We start from the raw sequence: 16,122 nt of genomic DNA, 5'->3' as shown, positions 1-16,122 counted from the left end.
TAATGATTGTGGTTGAGAATTTGGTTAAGGTTTACAAGGATGTTAGGGCTTTGGACGGACTCAACCTCAAAGTTCCCAACGGGGTAGTTTACGGCTTCCTTGGGCCAAACGGTGCCGGAAAGAGCACCACAATACTAAGCCTTCTCGGCCTTGTGTTCCCCCAGGAGGGGAGGATAAGCCTCTTCGACGAAGAGGTCTTCAGGGACGGGAAGTTCGATGAGGGTAAACTCGTTAAGGCAAAAGCCAGAATCGGCTACATGCCGGAGCATGCCACCCTATGGGGCTTCCTAACGCCGCTTCAAACCCTCGATGTGATTGGCAAGGCGTTCAACATGCCCAAACCGGAGAGGGAGAAGCGTGCTGAAGAGATTCTCAAACTCGTCAACCTTTGGGAGGTCAGGAACAAGAAGGTCGGAAAGTTCTCGAAGGGAATGCGTCAAAGGCTTCTCCTCGCTCAGGCCCTGATAAACGACCCCGAACTGCTCATCCTCGACGAGCCAATGACTGGCCTCGACCCGAGTGGCATCGCCGAGTTCAAGGAAATTATCAGAGAGCAGAGGAAGGCTGGAAAGACTGTCTTCTTCTCAAGCCATATCCTGGCCCACGTTGAGGAGGTATGCGACACGGTTGGTGTCATCGTCAAGGGTAAGTTAATACTTGAGGACAGCATTGAGAACATTAAGCGCGAGTTCTTAAGGAAGGCCGGTTACACAATCATCATCGAGACGAACAGGCCCGTTGACTGGAGCTCCGCAGGATGGAACGTCACTCCCCTTGGGGAGAACAAGTATCGGGTGGTTTCGCCCGAGGACATTCGCGAGGAGCTTCACGATTACGTGGCTTCCCAGGGAGCGAAGATTCTGACAATGCAGGTGAAGGAGCCAAGCCTCGAAGAAATCTTCCTAAACATAGTGAAATGAGGGCTAAAGCTTAGCCCTCTCGAATTCTTCCTTTCTGTCGAGGGGTTTCGTCGCGTCTATGCCCCACTTGGCGGTTAAGCTCTTCTCCGCAGAGGGGTCGAGGGAGCTACCGCGGGCGTTGGGGACTATCACGAGGCCCTTACCTGCCTGGAAGCGCGTCGCTATCGCCCACTCCACGTCGCGGTCATCGTAGATGTCTATGTCCTCGTCAACGACAACCACATGTTTAAGGCTCGGATGGCCGGTGAAGGCCGCCAAAATAGCGTTCTTGCCGTCGCCGTCGTGCTGTTTGGTTATCGAAACAACGGCGTGGAGCCACATGGCACCTCCTTCCGTCAGCCTTACCCCGTGAACCTTTGGAACCACGCGCTTGACGCTCGCGTATATTTGAGGCTCCTTTGGAAGGCCCATGAGCATGAAGTGCTCGTATCCTCCCGGGAGAAGGGCGTGGAAAATCGGGTCGTCAACGTGGTACATCTTCTCAAAGACGACCAGCGGCTGCTTCCTCACGTAGTCGTAGGTTCCCGTTATGTCCACGAACGGGCCTTCGTCGACCAGCTCGGGAGTTATCTTCGCCTCGAAGACGAACTCGCTTTCGACCGGCACAGGAATTCCGCCCAGCTCAACGACCTCAACCGGCTTCCCGAAGGCGAGCTCGCTCAGCTTCGATGCTATCTCGAGCTCGCTGATTCCGTAGGCTGTGCTCGTAGCCCCGGCGAGGAGCAGGTGAATTGGGTTTCCCACGACGATTCTAACGTCCAGCTCTTCTCCGTGCTCGGCTTTGTCCTTCCACATCGCGTAGAGGTGCCTAGGGACGAGCCTTATCGCAACGGTCTTCTCGTCCCTGACCATCATCCTGTGGAAGGACACGTTGACAAAGCCGTTATCGTCCTTTGCGATGACCATCGCCGAGGTGAAGTATGGCCCGCCGTCCTTGGGATAGTACTTCGGAACAGGCAGTTCAAGAAGGGAAAAGTCCTCCGTCGAGTTCTTCAGGAACGGGGCGCTTTTAACGGTTTTGTAGGGGGAGGGATTCTCCATCGCGTCCGCCACGACGTGCATCAGGCGTTCCCTGCTCGTGTTCAGGAAGCGGGCTATCCTCTCACGGGTGCTCCAGATGTTTCCGGCGACTTTCCAGCCGTCAACGTCCTCGAAGAGGACCGGCCTGTCGCGGTACTTCAGCAGGTAGCGCGTTACCTCGAGTTCCTTGCTCACGGGTTCCTTTATGACAATCAGGTCGTCGAAGGTTTGAAGAATTTCCCTCAGCATACTACCACCTTAGACCTTTGTTCCAAAAGGTCTATAAAGGCTTTTTCCAGACTCGCTTTGATTGGCCATGCCCATGGTTGTCCTCAGGATTCCAGACGGTTCAGCACTGGTTAAGGTCGAGAAGGCGGAGCCGAGCGTCTACTTCAAAATCTATGACCTGCTCACTTACAAGAAGGACTACGGTAAGTGGGAGAAACCCGAGAGCCTCTACGACCCCTACGAGAAGACATTCCCCGTCGGTCTGCTTCCGAGGGTCAAGAAGTTCCTCAACAGCAAGGGATACCGCGTTAGAATCAAAGACGAACGGCAGGTTCGCGGGGTTAAACTCAACTCAACATGGAACGAGGACTACTCCCTGAGGCGCTATCAGCAACGGGCCGTTAGGAAAGCCCTGAAAGAGAAGATGGGCGTTCTGGCTCTGCCGGTTGGAAGTGGAAAGACGGTTGTCGGACTGAGAATCATTCACGAGCTCGACCTTTCGACGCTCATCGTCGTCCATACGAAGGAACTCCTCTACCAGTGGGCTGAGAAGGTTGAAGAGCTCCTCGGCGTTAAAGCCGGAATCGTCGGCGACAACAAGTGGAACGAGGAGAACGTAACAGTGGCCATGATACAGACCCTCCTTTCGAGGGGCGTTGACAAGCTGAAGAACGACTACGCGATAGTCATGTTCGACGAGTGTCACAGGACCTCCGCCGCCGAGAAATTTTACCAGCTGGGAATAAGCCTCCCGCAGGTTTATCGCTTCGGGCTCTCGGCAACGCCTTGGAGACGCGTTAGGGGCGAAGAGATAAAGATTGAGGCCGTTGTCGGCCCGATAATCTATGAGGTAAAGGCCGAGGACCTGATAAGGGAGGGCTTCTTGGCCAAGCCCCGCTTTGAAGTCATAACCTACGAGTCGAGCATGCCATCCTTCAGTGAGCGCTATAAGGAGCTCTACGAGGACGTCGTTATGAACAACGACGAGAGGAACAGGGCGATAGTGGCTAAAGCCAAGGAGCTCGTCAGGAAGGGCCACCGCGTCCTCATCGACGTAAAGCGCATAGAGCACGGCAAAATCCTGAAGGAGATGCTTGAAAAGGAGGGCGTAAAGGCCGAGTTTCTCAGCTCCAAGAGCCAGAACCGCTGGGAGGTCCTTGAGGCCTTCAAGAACGGCGAGATTCCGGTTTTAATCTCGACCCTGCTCAAGGAAGGGGTTGATATACCTGAGATTTCCGCGATAATCCTCGCCGGGGGAGGAAAGAGCGACATCATGACGATACAGACCATAGGGAGGGCCTTAAGACCGAAGAAGGGCATGAGGGCAGTTATAGTTGACGTCGCCGACGACGACCCGCTCCTCTACACGCACTTCATCGAGAGACAGAAAGCGCTCAAGCAGTACTACGGGAAGTACTACGACAAGGAATCAAAGCTCAACGAGGCAGTCCCCAAAAAGCGCCGCTCTCGTCAAGGCTCTTGAGTAGCGCTCAAAGAGGTCGCGTTTAACTTTGGCAAGGCCCTTCTCGTCGGTTTTGAAGTCAACGCCCGGATATTCTATGTGCCACAGAACGAGGTTCTCTGGAGGAGCGGGCGGAACCTTCTTCCTGTAAGTCCCCGCGAGCATGGCCCTAACGTCCTCCTGCTCGAGGAGACCGAGTCCGCAGAAGCGGAGCGCGTTGACGATTCTCCGCACCATCTCCCAGAGGAAGCTTTTACCCGTGATTTCAACCACGTAGTAGCCGTGTCTTGGAACGATGCTGATGCGCGTTATCTCCCTAATCGGGTCCCTGCCCGGCTCAAGCTTCGCAAAAGCCGAGAAGTCATGGGTTCCCTCGAAGAGCTTGGCGCATTCACGAATTTTCTCAAGGTCGAAGCCCTCATCGACGAGGTAGTAGCGGTAGGTCTTCGAGGTCGCCCAGAACCTCGGGTGGAAGTCAGCGGGAACCTCGGCAACGCCGAGAACCCAGACGTCGCGGAGATGGTGGTTCAGCACCTCTGGCCTCGCCAGGTCACCCCTTTCGCCGGGGACGAACGAAGCCACGTTGAAGAACGCGGAAACTCCGCGGTCCGTCCGCGAGGCACCTTTAAAGTCGTTCTCTTCCGGGCTTTCGATTATTTTTAGTTTGGTTAAAACACGGATTAGTTCTCCCTCTACCGTCCTCACTCCGGGTTGTCTCTGAAAGCCGTAAAATGCAGTTCCGTCGTAGGCCACGCGGAGAGCCAGCTTCATGGTTGGCGCTTTAGCGGAGGGTATAAAAAGCCTTCCCTGAAAATCCTCCAAGTTTTTTGACTTTTGTAAACTCAAAATTCGAATGAAATACGAAAAAATTCCAGCAAACTTGATAAAGAGGCACGAGAACCTAAAATCGAGGTGAGAGAATGGAGGAAGTCTTTGACGTTGAGGTACTCATAAGCGTTACAAACTTCGAGCTCATGTGCGTCCTCCTTGAGAAGAGGAAAAAGAGGGACTAAAGGTAGGGCTCCGTGTAGAGGGGCCTTAGGAACAGCTCAAAGCCCGCAACGGGCATCTCGATTCCCCACTTTTCTAAAACCGCTGGGTGAATTTCGCCGATTACGCCAATGGTCTGGCCGTTTACGATTACCTTTCCAACCCTGCCGGGGATGAAGCTCGGATGCTCGACCTCCTCAAGCTCGTACTCGAAGCCGAGGTGTCTCATCACGCTGTCAAGGATTTCCTTTGCGTCGGTGAAGGTAACCCTCGGCTGTGCTAAAACAACCGCCAACTTGCTCTCGCTGACGGTCTTCGTTTCCCTGTCCTCGTCTATCAGGGTGACCTTGCCGACCTCAAAGAGCCTCTGCGGGTACTCCTCGTGGGTGTTCTGGCTCAGGAAGTCGAGCAAACTCGGCAGAAGCCAGTTTCTCAGCGCCGACCACTTCGGACTTATCGGGTTCTCTATTTCGACCAGCTCAGCCGGCGGGTTGTTGAAGTAGTCCCTTCCGTATTCGAGGTTCATCTTGTCGTATTGGGCCTCCCTGTTGGTCAGGTTGAAGGTCATGACCTCCTGAAGGCCAAAGCCGACCATGAGTTCCCTAACGGCGTCCTCGAACTCAATGAACTTGTCGCCCCTGCCCTGAACCGCTAACTTCGGCTCCTCGGGCTCAATCTCGTTGTAGCCGTAGGCGATGAGGACATCCTCTAAAACGTCCCTGGCGTGCATTATGTCGTCGCGGAAGGCCGGATAGAGGAGCTTTGCTTTACCGCCCTCAAGGGTTACGTCGTACATCATCCTCTCGAGGAGGTCTTTGATTTCGCCATCGCTCAGCTCAAGGCCGGCCAGCTTCCTTATGTAGTCCAGCTCGACCTCGAAGGAATTGGGAGTTAAATCGGGCGTTTCAATCTCAAAGTCGGGATAAACGACTTTAACGCTCTTAATCTTTCCTCCGCGCTCCGCCAGGGCTGTAACGACGACGTTAAGGGCAAGAATGACCTTGTTCAAATCCCAGCCGGTGACGTCGACGAAGACGTTCCTCGTTTCGGTCGTCACCCTGCCGGTCGTTTCGGAGTTGATTATCGGGGGCATCGATAGGACCTTACCCTCGCTGTCCACGAGGAGCGGGTAGTAGGGCTTGTCCTTAATCAGATGACCATACTCCCTGCCCTTCTCGTGCTTTTCAAGGATTTCCTCCAGTGTAAGCTCCTCCCCGAAGCCGAGCGGGACGAACCTCTCGGTCTTCTCCCCTGCCCTGTAGTATATCGGGGGCTTCACCTTGTCGAAGTCGAAGATACCGATGGCAACCTCCCTTCTCCTCCTTCCGAAGGTCAGGGCCACCTTCTCCTGGAGGTTAATCATCTGCTTGAGAGCCTCTTCGTCTAGCTTGAGGCCTTCAACGATTGCGTAAACACCGTACGGACGGATATCCTTCAGCTTCTCGTCAACGTAAACGATAACGTCGCTCTTCTCGACCTCGTATTTCGGCAGTCCCCTCTGGAAACCGAGCGCCCAGCGTATCTGCCTTGCTATTCCCTCGGCGCTCCAGAGGTCGGGCCTGTTCGTATCTTTTGAGTCGGCCTTGAAGTAGATTTCACCGTTCTCTTCCCAGACATCATCGAGCTCGCATTTGGCGTAGAGGAAGAGGTCCTCCCACTCCTCGACCGTGAAGCTCTTCCCGACGAGCCTCTCCAAATCCCGCTTTGACACGTCGAACTTTGGCATCTTCAACCCTCCACGTGGGCCCTTTCGGCCTTTATCTTCTCGATGAACTTCATGAACTCCGGCAGGATTAGCTCCCTCGCGCGCCAAATCTCGAAGCCGACGACATCTCCGTTCTCGTCGAGGTCTATGACCACATCTCCTTTCATGTCGGCATCAACGGGCTTTTTCTTCGAGAGCTGAACGTAGAGGATATCAACGTCAGGGTCATACCGGACAAGGATTTCCTCGCTCATAACTCAATCCACCTCCCAGATGACAGTTTAGCCCTAATGATTTTATCAACCTTGCTTGTGTGGTAGGTGGTAACGACGACCTTTTCACCGTGAACCACTTCGTAAACCACGACCAAGCCGTGTCCGTTCTTTGTTCCGATGGCCACGTAGCGGTTTGAGCTAAAGTCAAAAAACAAACGGAGGGGACTGCGGAGGGCATTCTCCACTTCTTCCCTTGAAATGCCATACTGGCTCATTCGAATCTCGGCATGCTTGGTGTAGTGCACCACCGAACTCACCACACCAGCTTCGCTTCCCTCAGCCAGCGGAGGTCGTAGCTGAAGAGGTAGCGTATGTCGTCTATTCCGAGCTTGAACATTGCCAACCTGTCGATTCCGATTCCCCACGCGATGACCGGGACGTCGATGCCCAGAGCCCTGGTCATCTCCTCGCGGAAGATTCCGGCACCGCCGAACTCGACCCAGCCAAGTTCAGGGTGGTAGGCGCTCATCTGGACGCTCGGCTCGGTGAACGGGTAGTAGTCGGGCAGGAACTTAACCTTCTTGGCCCCAGCTATCTCCACCGCGAAGCGCTTGAGGATTCCGAGGAGGTGCCTGAAGTTGAGCTCCTCGCCGACGACGAAGCCGTCAATCTGGTTGAACTCGATGAGGTGCGTCCTGTCGAGGACGTCAGGTCTGAAAACGCGCTGAATTGTGAAGTATTTTCCGGGAATCTCAACGCCCTTCGCGAGCTGTCTCGCGTCAAGGGCAGTACCATGGGCTCTCGGCATGAGGAGCATCGCCCTCTCCGGAGACCAGACGTAACCCCAGCCGCGCGAACCGGCCAGACCGCGCTCGTGGGCGGTCTTAACCCTCTCAACGAGCTCCTCCTCCGGGAGGTGCCCGCTCTTCGGGTACTTGAGCTGGTAGGTGTCGGTCCATTCGCGGGCGGGGTGGTTCTGGGGCTGGAAGAGGGCGTCGAAGTTCCAGAACTGGGTCTCAATCATGCTCTCAACCGTCATCTCGATAAAGCCCATCTCGATGAGCCTTCTCCTTATCTTGTCGAGGAAAGCGCGGTAGGGCTGCTTCTTGCCCGGGTAAATCCTCCTCACAGGGGCCTTTATGTCGAACTTTCTGAACTCAACTTCCCTCCATTTGCCGGACTTTATGAGTTCAGGGGTTAGAACGGAAACCTCCCGCTTCAGCTCAACTTTCGGAGCCAGCTCCTCGCCTGCAGGTGTAATCTCGACTTCCCTCTCGGTTACGGTTTCCTCCTCGCCGATTTTCCTCCTCTTGAGCTCCTTGACGGGGACGAGCTTCTCGATTTCCTTAACCGGAACGACCTCCTTCTCGGCGAGGAGCTTTAAGGCCTTATCAATAGACCTCTCCCCGGCTTTAAGCCCCTTCTCGGTGATTTCAAGGACGAGCTTTCCGTCTTCCTTCCTAACGCTCGCCCAGCCCTCCTTCCTGAGGAGGCCAACTATCGGCTTGAGCTCGTCGTCGCTGAGGACTTCGCTGAGGTCGTCGAGCGTGACCTTTCCCCTCTCGCGGAGGAGCTTGATGGCCCTCCACTCGGGAAGGCCGATTTCGGCGTACTTCTTCCCGGTCTCGGTGAGCTTAACTACTCTCTCGCTCCTCTCGTGGAGCTTGGCCAAACCCTTCGCCTGCAGGCCGAGAACGGCCCTCATGACCGCTACCTGCTCGAGACTGGTCTCTTTAACGAGTTCCTCGAATTTTGCCTTTTTCAGTTCGTTGAGCTTGATGAGGGTGAGCTTCTCCCCATAGCTCAGCTCCATTCCAACACCTCCGGGGGAAGTGGGGAAGGGTTTACTTAAGAATTGCGGTGAAAGAAAAGGAGGAAAAATCACTCCTTCGGGAAGAAAACGACCTTGCCGGTCTTTCCTGCTCTCATCAGCTCGAAGGCCTCTTCAAACTCCTCAAAGCCCTTGTACTTGTGGGTGATAATCGGGTCCAGGTTGAGCTTCCCGCTCTGAATCAGGCTCGAAACTGTGTACCAGGTCTCCCAGAGGTGCCTTCCGGTGATGCCGTGAACCTCAAGGGCCTTGAAGATTATTAGGTTGTTGAAGTCGAGCGTAACATCGCGCGGGAAGAGACCGAGGAGCGAGACCCTTCCTCCCGGGGTCGTCGCCTTTAGACCCTGCTCAAGGGCCTTAGGAGCACCACTGAACTCGAGGAAGACCTCAACACCAGCTCCGTCGGTTATGCTCATGACGACCTCGACCGGGTCCTCCTCGAAGGGGTTGACCACGTAGTCGGCACCGACTTTCTTGGCGAGCTTTCTCCGGTATTCGCTCGGCTCGCTCACGATGACCGGGTAGGCACCGCTCGCCTTCGCGACGGTTATGCCGAGCAGTCCGAGCGGACCGGCTCCGGTTATAAGCGTGCTCCTTCCCGCTATCGGGCCTGCAAGAACGGTATCAACTGCGTTACCAAGGGGCTCCTGCAGTGAGGCGTATTCGGGCTTCATGTCCTTGGGGTTCTTCCAGGCGTTCTGGGCCGGAACGATGGCGTAGGTCGCGAAGACACCGTCCATATCGACGCCGAAAATCTTGGTGTTCTGGCAGACGTGGTAGCGGTTGTGCTTGCAGGCGTAGCACTTGCCACAGACGATGTGGGTTTCGGCGCTGATGTAGTCGCCCTCCTGAAGGTCCTCAACACCGGGCCCAACCTCGATGACCTTACCGGCAACCTCGTGGCCCATAATCTGGGGCGGTTTAATCCTGCTCTGCGCCCACTCGTTCCACTCGTAGATGTGGAGGTCAGTTCCACAGATGCTCGTCGCGAGAACCCTTATGAGAACCTCGCCCGGTCCGGGCTTGGGAACGTCAACCTCAACGAGCTCCGCCCCGTAGGCAGGTTTGGTCTTCATGATGGCAGGCATCTTTTCAGCCATGGCAACCATCTCCTTAGCCTTACAATGGGAATCTAAACGGGAACGATATAAACCTTTTGTGTTCATCGAGTCGATGAGGCTCATTGCTGGACAGAACTGTGTAGGTACATACGCAAAAAACGACGTACTGACGGAAGTTCAATCGGAAACCTTATATCCTCAATCCCCTACAGAAAGCTTAGAGGGGTAGCGATGGCACTGATAGTCGTAACGGGGCGTGGTGGAGCCGGCAAAACAACTACAACGGCAAACCTTAGCTCTTACCTTGCCATGAAGGAGTATCGCGTTCTGGCCGTTGATGGTGACCTCTACCTGCCCAACCTCGGTTTTCACTTCGCCTTGGATACTGTTAAGTACACAGTTCACACCCTCCTGAAGAACCCTGACGTTGACCCAGAGTGGGCCATATACCGCCACAAAGAAACCGGCGTCTACGTGATGCCCGGGAGCACACAGCTTCAAGACGTCCTGGGAATATCTCCGAGGAGGCTCGTTGACATCCTCGAAAGGGTGAAATACAAGTTCGGCGTTGTTTTTGTCGATTCTCCAACCGGCGTCCCGTTTGATACCCTTCCAACATTTCAAGTCGCTAACTACCAGCTTATAGTCGTTGAAATAGAGCGTTCTCCGATTTACTCATTTGAGACCATGGTTAAGAACGAGATAGAAAAGCTGAAGGCCCTCGGGGAGAAGTACAACCTCAACATCGGCGTCGTCCTGAACAAGGTTCGTGAGAGCGCCGATGTCGTTGATAAGATAATAGAAGCCATAGAAGAGGATTTGGACGTCCCCGTTCTTGGATGGGTTCCCTTCGATTACAACGTCCCCGAGTCCATCAACGTGGGAGTTCCGATAATCAAGTACCTCCCCAACAGCGACGCCGCCGTCGCGTTCAAGGAAATCGGAGAAGTCCTCGAGGAATGGATTTTTGGCTGATTCTGGGGGGTGTTGAAATGGAGTTTGAGGAGCTCGTTGAGAAAGTCGTTAAGGGAGAGGTAAAGCTCCACCAGGTTGAGAAATACACGGACAAGAGAACCGCGACCGAGGTCAGGAGGAAAGCCCTCGAAAAGAAGCTTGGCGTGAAGCTCGAGCACATAGGGCGCTACAGCGTAGACCCCGAGCAGGTCATCGGCAGGAACATCGAGAACATGATAGGCGTCGTCCAGATACCCATGGGCGTTGCCGGACCGCTCAAAATCAACGGCGAGTACGCGAAGGGCGAGTTCTACATACCCCTCGCCACCACCGAGGGTGCGCTCGTTGCCAGCGTTAACAGGGGTTGTTCAGCCCTGACCGAGGCAGGAGGCGTTAAGACTACCATCATAGACGACAAGATGACCCGCGCACCGCTTCTCAAGTGCCCAGACGCGAGGAGGGCCAGAGAAGTCGCGGAGTGGGTGAAGGAGAACATAGACTACCTCCAGGAGAAGGCCGTCAGCAAGGTCACCAGACACGGAAAGCTCAGGGACGTTAAGCCCTTCATAGTCGGAAACAACCTTTACCTGCGCTTCGAGTTCGAGACCGGCGACGCTATGGGGATGAACATGGTGACCATCTCAAGCGAGGAGATAATGAAGGTCATTGAGGAGCACTTCCCGGACGTGAAGTATCTGGCGCTCTCGGGCAACCTCTGCGTTGACAAGAAGCCCAACGCCATGAACTTCATCAACGGGCGCGGGAAGACCGTCATAGCAGAGGCGGTGATACCGCGCGGGATAGTCGAGAGGAAGCTGAAGACCACCCCTGAACTCATAGCAGAGGTGAACTACCGCAAGAACCTCGTCGGCTCGGCCCAGGCCGGCTCCTACGGCTTCAACGCCCACTTCGGCAATATCGTTGGGGCAATATTCCTCGCCACGGGTCAGGACGAGGCGCAGATTACCGAAGGTTCGCACGGCATAACCCTCGCCGAAGTTACGCCGGAGGGGGACCTCTACATCAGCATAACAATGCCGAGCCTCGAAATCGGAACCGTAGGAGGAGGAACGCGCGTCCCGACCCAGAGGGAGGCTTTAAGCATTATGGGCGTCGCTGGGGGAGGAAACCCGCCGGGAACCAACGCCAAGAAGTTCGCGGAGATAGTTGCCGGAGCGGTTTTGGCTGGAGAACTCTCGCTCCTCGCGGCGATAGCGGCGAAACACCTTGCGAAGGCCCATAAAGAGCTGGGACGCTAAAGGGAGACCTTCACCACCTTTCCCTTCTTCTCCGAAATCTCGTACATTTTCCTGACTGTCTTCTCATCGAGCTCAGTGGCAGGTCCCTTGACCTGCTTGGGGCCGAAGAGGTGCTCAACCTCCGCGAAGATTACGGCCAGGAGAATCGCCGTCCAGAAGCCTATGTGAAGCTCGTTCTCGATGTAAATGACCCCCGAAGTTGCGGCGAAGTCTATGAGAAAACGCCACCACTTTCCCTTCCTCTTGGTGCCCTTGAGGCTCTCAAGCTCGTCCTCAGCGAGGGCCCTGAAAAACTCTCCGAGGTTCTTTGGATGGATTACAAAGACTCTCGGTAAGGTTTCGTTGATTAAAACCAGCTCATCTTTAACCGAAAGGACGAAGATGTAGCGGTTTTCAGCTTTGACGTCGATTACGAGCAGTCCCGCGTTCTTTCCGGGTGGTTGGACGATTGAGAAGCTCTCTGGTGTGGGGTTCTTGAACTCGAGAGCCGAGGGAAAGGCCTCCCTAACCCTCTCCGGCGGAACGTTGAGCTCGTAGTAGAGGATTGGAACGGCGTTGACGAACTTCATCGGAAAGAAAACAATTTCATACCTTAAAGGGTTTTCGCCCCGGGTTGGTAAGGCAGGCTTTAAAAGGAAGGGAGGAAAACAGAGACGGGGATGATGAGCGCTTTTCCCTCACTCTGAGGCGTGATGAGGAGCCGATGCTCTGACCCGCTCCCGCTTTTTGTAACCCCTTCTGAAGTTTTCTATCACCCATGAGAGCGCGAGGAGGACTATCATGTAAGAAGAGGCCTCCCGGAGAACGTCGTTTTTGTAGCCAAGGTATCCGAGCAAAAGAACCAGCGCCCAGAGAGCGCCCTGAACGATGTTCACAACCGTGTCGAGCTTGAGCCTCTTCACACCGAGGATTTCCTCCGCGACCTTCCTGAGGCCGTTCTCACTGGAGACAAGGAACTCGTATGCATTCCCTTCAACCTCGTACTCCCCTGGAGCGACGTAGATGGCCTTCGGCGTTTTCACGACCGTTATCTTGGGGCTCGAATACGAAACCTGAAGGAGTGCGTCCGTTAGCGTGGTCACGTCGGGAGAGAAAAGCGTAAGGTAACCCTTTAGGGTCTTTCTCAGCTCGGCCTCGTCTTCAATCTCGTAATAGTAGACAACGAACTTCGCCTTAACCATCAATAAAAGTAAGAAAAAGAACTTAAAAAGTTAGCTCCCGCTCAGCTCCTGAATCTTCCTTCTCACTAAGGTGCTCACGAGCTTGCCGTCGGCCCTTCCGCGGAGCTTCGCCATTGCCCTTCCCATTATCATGCCCATCGCGCCCATTCCCTTGGCCTTGATGACTTCGATATTGGCTTGAATTACCTCGTCGATGATTTTCTCAACCTCTTCCTCGCTGAGGAGCGTTAAGCCCTTCTCCTCGGCCACCTGCTTTGCGCTCTTCTCCGGATTCTTCGCAAGCTCCTTAAATATCTCCTCAAAGGCCTCCTTGGCAATCTTACCGTCGAGGTAAAGCTCAAATGCCTCCCTGATGTGCTCGTCCGTGATGTTCTCAATCGGAACCTCCTTCTTGAGGCCCTTGAGGACGACCACGAGGATTGAAGCGGCCAAGGAAGGCTTAACCCCCTTCTTCACGAGCTCCTCGAAGAGCTCGTCGCGCTCATCGTTTACGAGGGTCTCTGCCAGGCTTTTGTCAATCTTGTACTCCTTCACGTAGCGCTCAACCCTTTCCTGCGGGAGCTCGGGCAGGTTTGCCTTAATCCTCTCCTTCTCCTCCGGCGGAATGAAAATCGATGGTATGTCCGTTTCAGGATACATCCTGGCCTTTCCGGGGAGCGGGCGCATGTATTGAGTGTTTCCGTCGGGCAGAGCCCTCCTCGTCTCCTCTGGGACGCCCTCTATAGCTTCCTTCGCGCGCTTAATCACCTCGCGGAGGGCCTTCTTTGCCGTTTCCTCGTCCGCCGCGACCAGGACGAAGGCGTCGAGCTCTCCGAGGCCGAGTTTTTCAGTAACTGCATTAACCTCTTTTTCAGTAATTCCATAATTCGGCAATTCATCAATGTGGAAGATGCCCTTCACGTACTTCTTCGCCCTGTCGGCCATCTCAGTGCCGAGCCTCCTGCCGGGCTGAATTTCCCTGCCGATTAAACCGCGGAACTTCGGCAGTTTAACGGCCAAAACCTTACTGCCCTTCTTTATCGCCCTGGCGATTATCTTGGACCCGGTGTTCTCGAAGACGTCGGTAACGTCATAGAACTCCTCCTTGATGTCTTCGGGCTTAACGCCCCTCTCGCGGAGCTCGTCCATTATCTTAAGCAGGTTAAGCTGTCTCTCAACTTCCCTCTCGATGATGAGCGGAATCATGTCGAGCTCCTGAACGCCCTTAATCTCGACGCGAGCACCGCCTCTAATCGAGACGTTCAGGTCCTGCCTTATCGTTCCGAGACCGCGCTTGACCTTCCGAGTGGCCCTCAGGGCGTCACCGATGTATTTAGCGACCACCTTCGCCTGCTCCGGGTGGTGTATGTCCGGGGTCGTGCTTATCTCAACGAGCGGAATGCCGAGGCGGTCGAGGCGGTAGATTACCTCCTTCTCCTTCCTCTCGACGATTCTGCAGGCGTCTTCCTCAAGGCATATCGTCGGGATTCCAACGCTTCCCCACGGAGTATCAACCTTTCCGTCGAGCGCTATTATCGCCGTCCTCTGGAAGCCGGAGACGTTCGAGCCGTCAATGACGATTTTACGCATGAAGTGGACCTCGTCAACGGGCTTGGCGTTCAGCAGGTAGGCAATCTGGAGGGTAACCTCAAGGGCTTCCCTATCTGGTCCCCTCGGCGGTTCCTCGTCCATGTAAACGAGGTCGCTCAGCTCGTAGTTGCCCTCGTAGATGTACTTCCTTCCCTTCTTGAACTCCTCAAGTGCCGCGGGGTCAATTTCGCCGAGCTCGCTCATCGTGGGTCTGAGGCGTCTTTCAAAGGTGAAGTCAACCTTCTCGGTCAGCTCACTCGGAACGGGTGAGAACAGCTTCTTGGTGTCGAGCTGTCTGTGAATCTCGAGACCGACCTTAAGGCCGAGCTCTTTGTAATCGAACTTCTCAGTCATCTTCATCACCTCAGGAACGTGTCGTACCTCGTGTAGGGCGTAATCTCGCCGGCGTAGTTCGTCAGCATCATCTTCCTTACCTCACTAAGCTCCCTCGTGTGGCCGAGGACCCACATGAGCTTGACGTAGGCCGTCTCTGGCAACATGTCCTCACAGGGTATCGCTCCTGCCTTGAGGAGCTTCCTGCCGTTGGAGTAGACGTTGAGGTTCACCCTGCCGTAGAGGCACTGGCTCGTGACGCAAACTGCCACGCCTTCCTCGACCGCGCGCTGGACGTGGGGGATGAAGTCCTGCGGAACGTGGCCGAGACCGGTTCCCTCTATCACAACACCCCTGTAGCCCTTATCAACGAGGAAGTCGAGGAGCTCACCGCTGATTCCGGGGTAGATTTTCAGGATTGCAACCTTCTCCTCCATCTTCGTGTCGGCTATGACTTCTCCCTCGCTCCTCCTCCTGTAGTCGTTCCTGAGGAACTCTATCCCACCTTTGGGCCATACCTTCGCTATCGGGACGTCGTTGATGCTCCTGAAGGCGTCTCTCCTGCTGGTGTGCATCTTCCTGACCTTCGTTCCACGGTGGGCTAAACAGTAGGTGTCGCTCGTCTCGCCGTGCATCACCACCATGACCTCGGCAACATCGCTCGTCGCCATCCTGACCGCGCAGGTGAGGTTCATAGCAGAATCACTGCTCGGCCTGTCGGAGCTCCTCTGCGCGCCAACGAGGACGACCGGCTTCGTAAGGTTCCTCAGCATGAAACTCAGGGCCGAGGCGGTGTAAGCCATTGTATCAGTTCCGTGCGCTATGACAACGCCGTCCTCACCGCCGTTGAGGGCTTTGGCCACTTCCTCGGCAATCCTAACCCAGTAGGTCGGCTTCATGTCCTCACTTAGGATGTTCATAATGAGTTCCGGCGTAACGTTGGCCATCTCGAATATCTCGGGGACGGTCTTCGCAAGCTCTTCGGCGGTGAAAGCAGGGTGAACGGCTCCAGTCTTGTAGTCAATCCTGCTCGCTATCGTTCCTCCGGTTCCGAGAATCCTGACGTTCGGGAGGCCCTCCTTCCGCGGGAGAACTTCCTTGAACTCCATCTTCGGCTTCTCGACGGCCTTCTCAAGGATTTCAACGCCCTCGATTGCATCGATGAGAACGCCGACGTTGTAGCCGTTGTCGAGCTTTATCGTCAGCGTTTCGCCGGGCGAAAGCTCGTAGGGTGGCATCACGAGGCCCTCAAAGGTAATCTTCTCGTCCCCTTCCCTCTTGACGACCCTAACGAGGTCGCCCACTTCAAGGTTATGTCTCTTCATGAACTCCTCAACCTTCCTCATAAGCATCGCCTCGCTCACTTCAACCAATGAGAATAGGGGCTCGGCTTA

15 protein-coding genes are annotated in these 16,122 nt (G+C 55.1%); 4 read left to right on the top strand and 11 right to left on the bottom strand.

Translation table 11 applies throughout. From position 1 onward, the window contains the following. Positions 1-2 precede the first annotated feature (2 nt). Positions 3-920 carry an ABC transporter ATP-binding protein gene (locus tag CS910_RS06145; RefSeq protein WP_099210311.1) on the top strand — a complete coding sequence of 306 codons (918 nt, stop codon included), beginning with the start codon at positions 3-5 and terminating at the stop codon, positions 918-920. Positions 921-923: 3 nt separating this feature from the next. On the opposite strand, the gene CS910_RS06140 is transcribed toward CS910_RS06145, so the two are convergent. After that, positions 924-2,189 carry a UbiD family decarboxylase gene (locus CS910_RS06140; RefSeq protein WP_099210309.1) on the bottom strand — a complete coding sequence of 422 codons (1,266 nt, stop codon included), beginning with the start codon at positions 2,187-2,189 and terminating at the stop codon, positions 924-926. Positions 2,190-2,262: 73 nt separating this feature from the next. Here CS910_RS06140 and CS910_RS06135 point away from each other — a divergent pair, with 73 nt between their 5' ends. Then, entirely contained in the window at positions 2,263-3,651 is a 1,389-nt protein-coding gene (locus CS910_RS06135) for a DEAD/DEAH box helicase (protein ID WP_099210307.1), read from the top strand. Here CS910_RS06135 and truA read toward each other — a convergent pair. The 6 genes from truA to tdh form a co-directional block, all read right to left on the bottom strand. Further along, positions 3,598-4,401, bottom strand: coding sequence for a tRNA pseudouridine(38-40) synthase TruA (gene truA, locus CS910_RS06130; RefSeq protein ID WP_099210305.1), 804 nt, complete (start codon positions 4,399-4,401; stop codon positions 3,598-3,600). The genes CS910_RS06135 and truA overlap by 54 nt on opposite strands. A gap of 238 nt (positions 4,402-4,639) precedes the next feature. Beyond that, positions 4,640-6,346, bottom strand: coding sequence for a phenylalanine--tRNA ligase subunit beta (gene pheT / locus CS910_RS06125; RefSeq protein WP_099210303.1), 1,707 nt, complete (start codon positions 6,344-6,346; stop codon positions 4,640-4,642). A 2-nt stretch (positions 6,347-6,348) separates the two neighbouring features. Further along, complete coding sequence (locus tag CS910_RS06120; RefSeq protein WP_099210301.1) at positions 6,349-6,579, bottom strand: DUF2283 domain-containing protein; 231 nt, start codon at positions 6,577-6,579, stop codon at positions 6,349-6,351. Next, a complete protein-coding gene (locus CS910_RS06115) occupies positions 6,576-6,848 on the bottom strand; it encodes a DUF4258 domain-containing protein (RefSeq protein WP_099210299.1) in 273 nt (90 codons plus the stop codon). The genes CS910_RS06120 and CS910_RS06115 overlap by 4 nt, the downstream gene beginning before the upstream one ends. Before the next feature lie 5 nt (positions 6,849-6,853). Continuing rightward, on the bottom strand, positions 6,854-8,353 hold the full coding sequence (gene pheS, locus CS910_RS06110) for a phenylalanine--tRNA ligase subunit alpha (protein ID WP_099210297.1): 1,500 nt from the start codon (positions 8,351-8,353) through the stop codon (positions 6,854-6,856). Between the two features lie 68 nt (positions 8,354-8,421). Next, a complete protein-coding gene (tdh, locus tag CS910_RS06105) occupies positions 8,422-9,471 on the bottom strand; it encodes an L-threonine 3-dehydrogenase (RefSeq protein ID WP_099210294.1) in 1,050 nt (349 codons plus the stop codon). A 192-nt stretch (positions 9,472-9,663) separates the two neighbouring features. Between tdh and CS910_RS06100 the strand changes: the two genes are divergently transcribed. After that, positions 9,664-10,407 carry a MinD/ParA family ATP-binding protein gene (locus tag CS910_RS06100; protein ID WP_042689209.1) on the top strand — a complete coding sequence of 248 codons (744 nt, stop codon included), beginning with the start codon at positions 9,664-9,666 and terminating at the stop codon, positions 10,405-10,407. A 17-nt stretch (positions 10,408-10,424) separates the two neighbouring features. Further along, positions 10,425-11,645, top strand: coding sequence for a hydroxymethylglutaryl-CoA reductase (NADPH) (gene hmgA / locus CS910_RS06095; protein WP_099210292.1), 1,221 nt, complete (start codon positions 10,425-10,427; stop codon positions 11,643-11,645). Here the strand turns inward: hmgA and CS910_RS06090 are convergent. The 4 genes from CS910_RS06090 to gatD all read right to left on the bottom strand — a co-directional run bounded on the left by CS910_RS06090 (position 11,642) and on the right by gatD (position 16,074). Further along, on the bottom strand, positions 11,642-12,214 hold the full coding sequence (locus tag CS910_RS06090) for a hypothetical protein (RefSeq protein ID WP_099210290.1): 573 nt from the start codon (positions 12,212-12,214) through the stop codon (positions 11,642-11,644). The two genes, hmgA and CS910_RS06090, sit on opposite strands and share 4 nt — an antisense overlap. 108 nt (positions 12,215-12,322) lie before the next feature. Next, positions 12,323-12,826: a hypothetical protein gene (locus CS910_RS06085; RefSeq protein ID WP_099210288.1), complete on the bottom strand. Its 504-nt coding sequence runs from the start codon at positions 12,824-12,826 to the stop codon at positions 12,323-12,325. A gap of 30 nt (positions 12,827-12,856) precedes the next feature. Next, entirely contained in the window at positions 12,857-14,749 is a 1,893-nt protein-coding gene (gene gatE, locus CS910_RS06080) for a Glu-tRNA(Gln) amidotransferase subunit GatE (protein ID WP_099210286.1), read from the bottom strand. Positions 14,750-14,754: 5 nt separating this feature from the next. Continuing rightward, on the bottom strand, positions 14,755-16,074 hold the full coding sequence (gatD, locus tag CS910_RS06075; protein ID WP_099210284.1) for a Glu-tRNA(Gln) amidotransferase subunit GatD: 1,320 nt from the start codon (positions 16,072-16,074) through the stop codon (positions 14,755-14,757). Positions 16,075-16,122 lie beyond the last annotated feature (48 nt).

The sequence above is a fragment of the Thermococcus henrietii genome, from assembly GCF_900198835.1.
In the GTDB taxonomy this organism is placed as follows: domain Archaea; phylum Methanobacteriota_B; class Thermococci; order Thermococcales; family Thermococcaceae; genus Thermococcus; species Thermococcus henrietii.
This window is presented reverse-complemented; position numbering and strand designations above follow the sequence as displayed.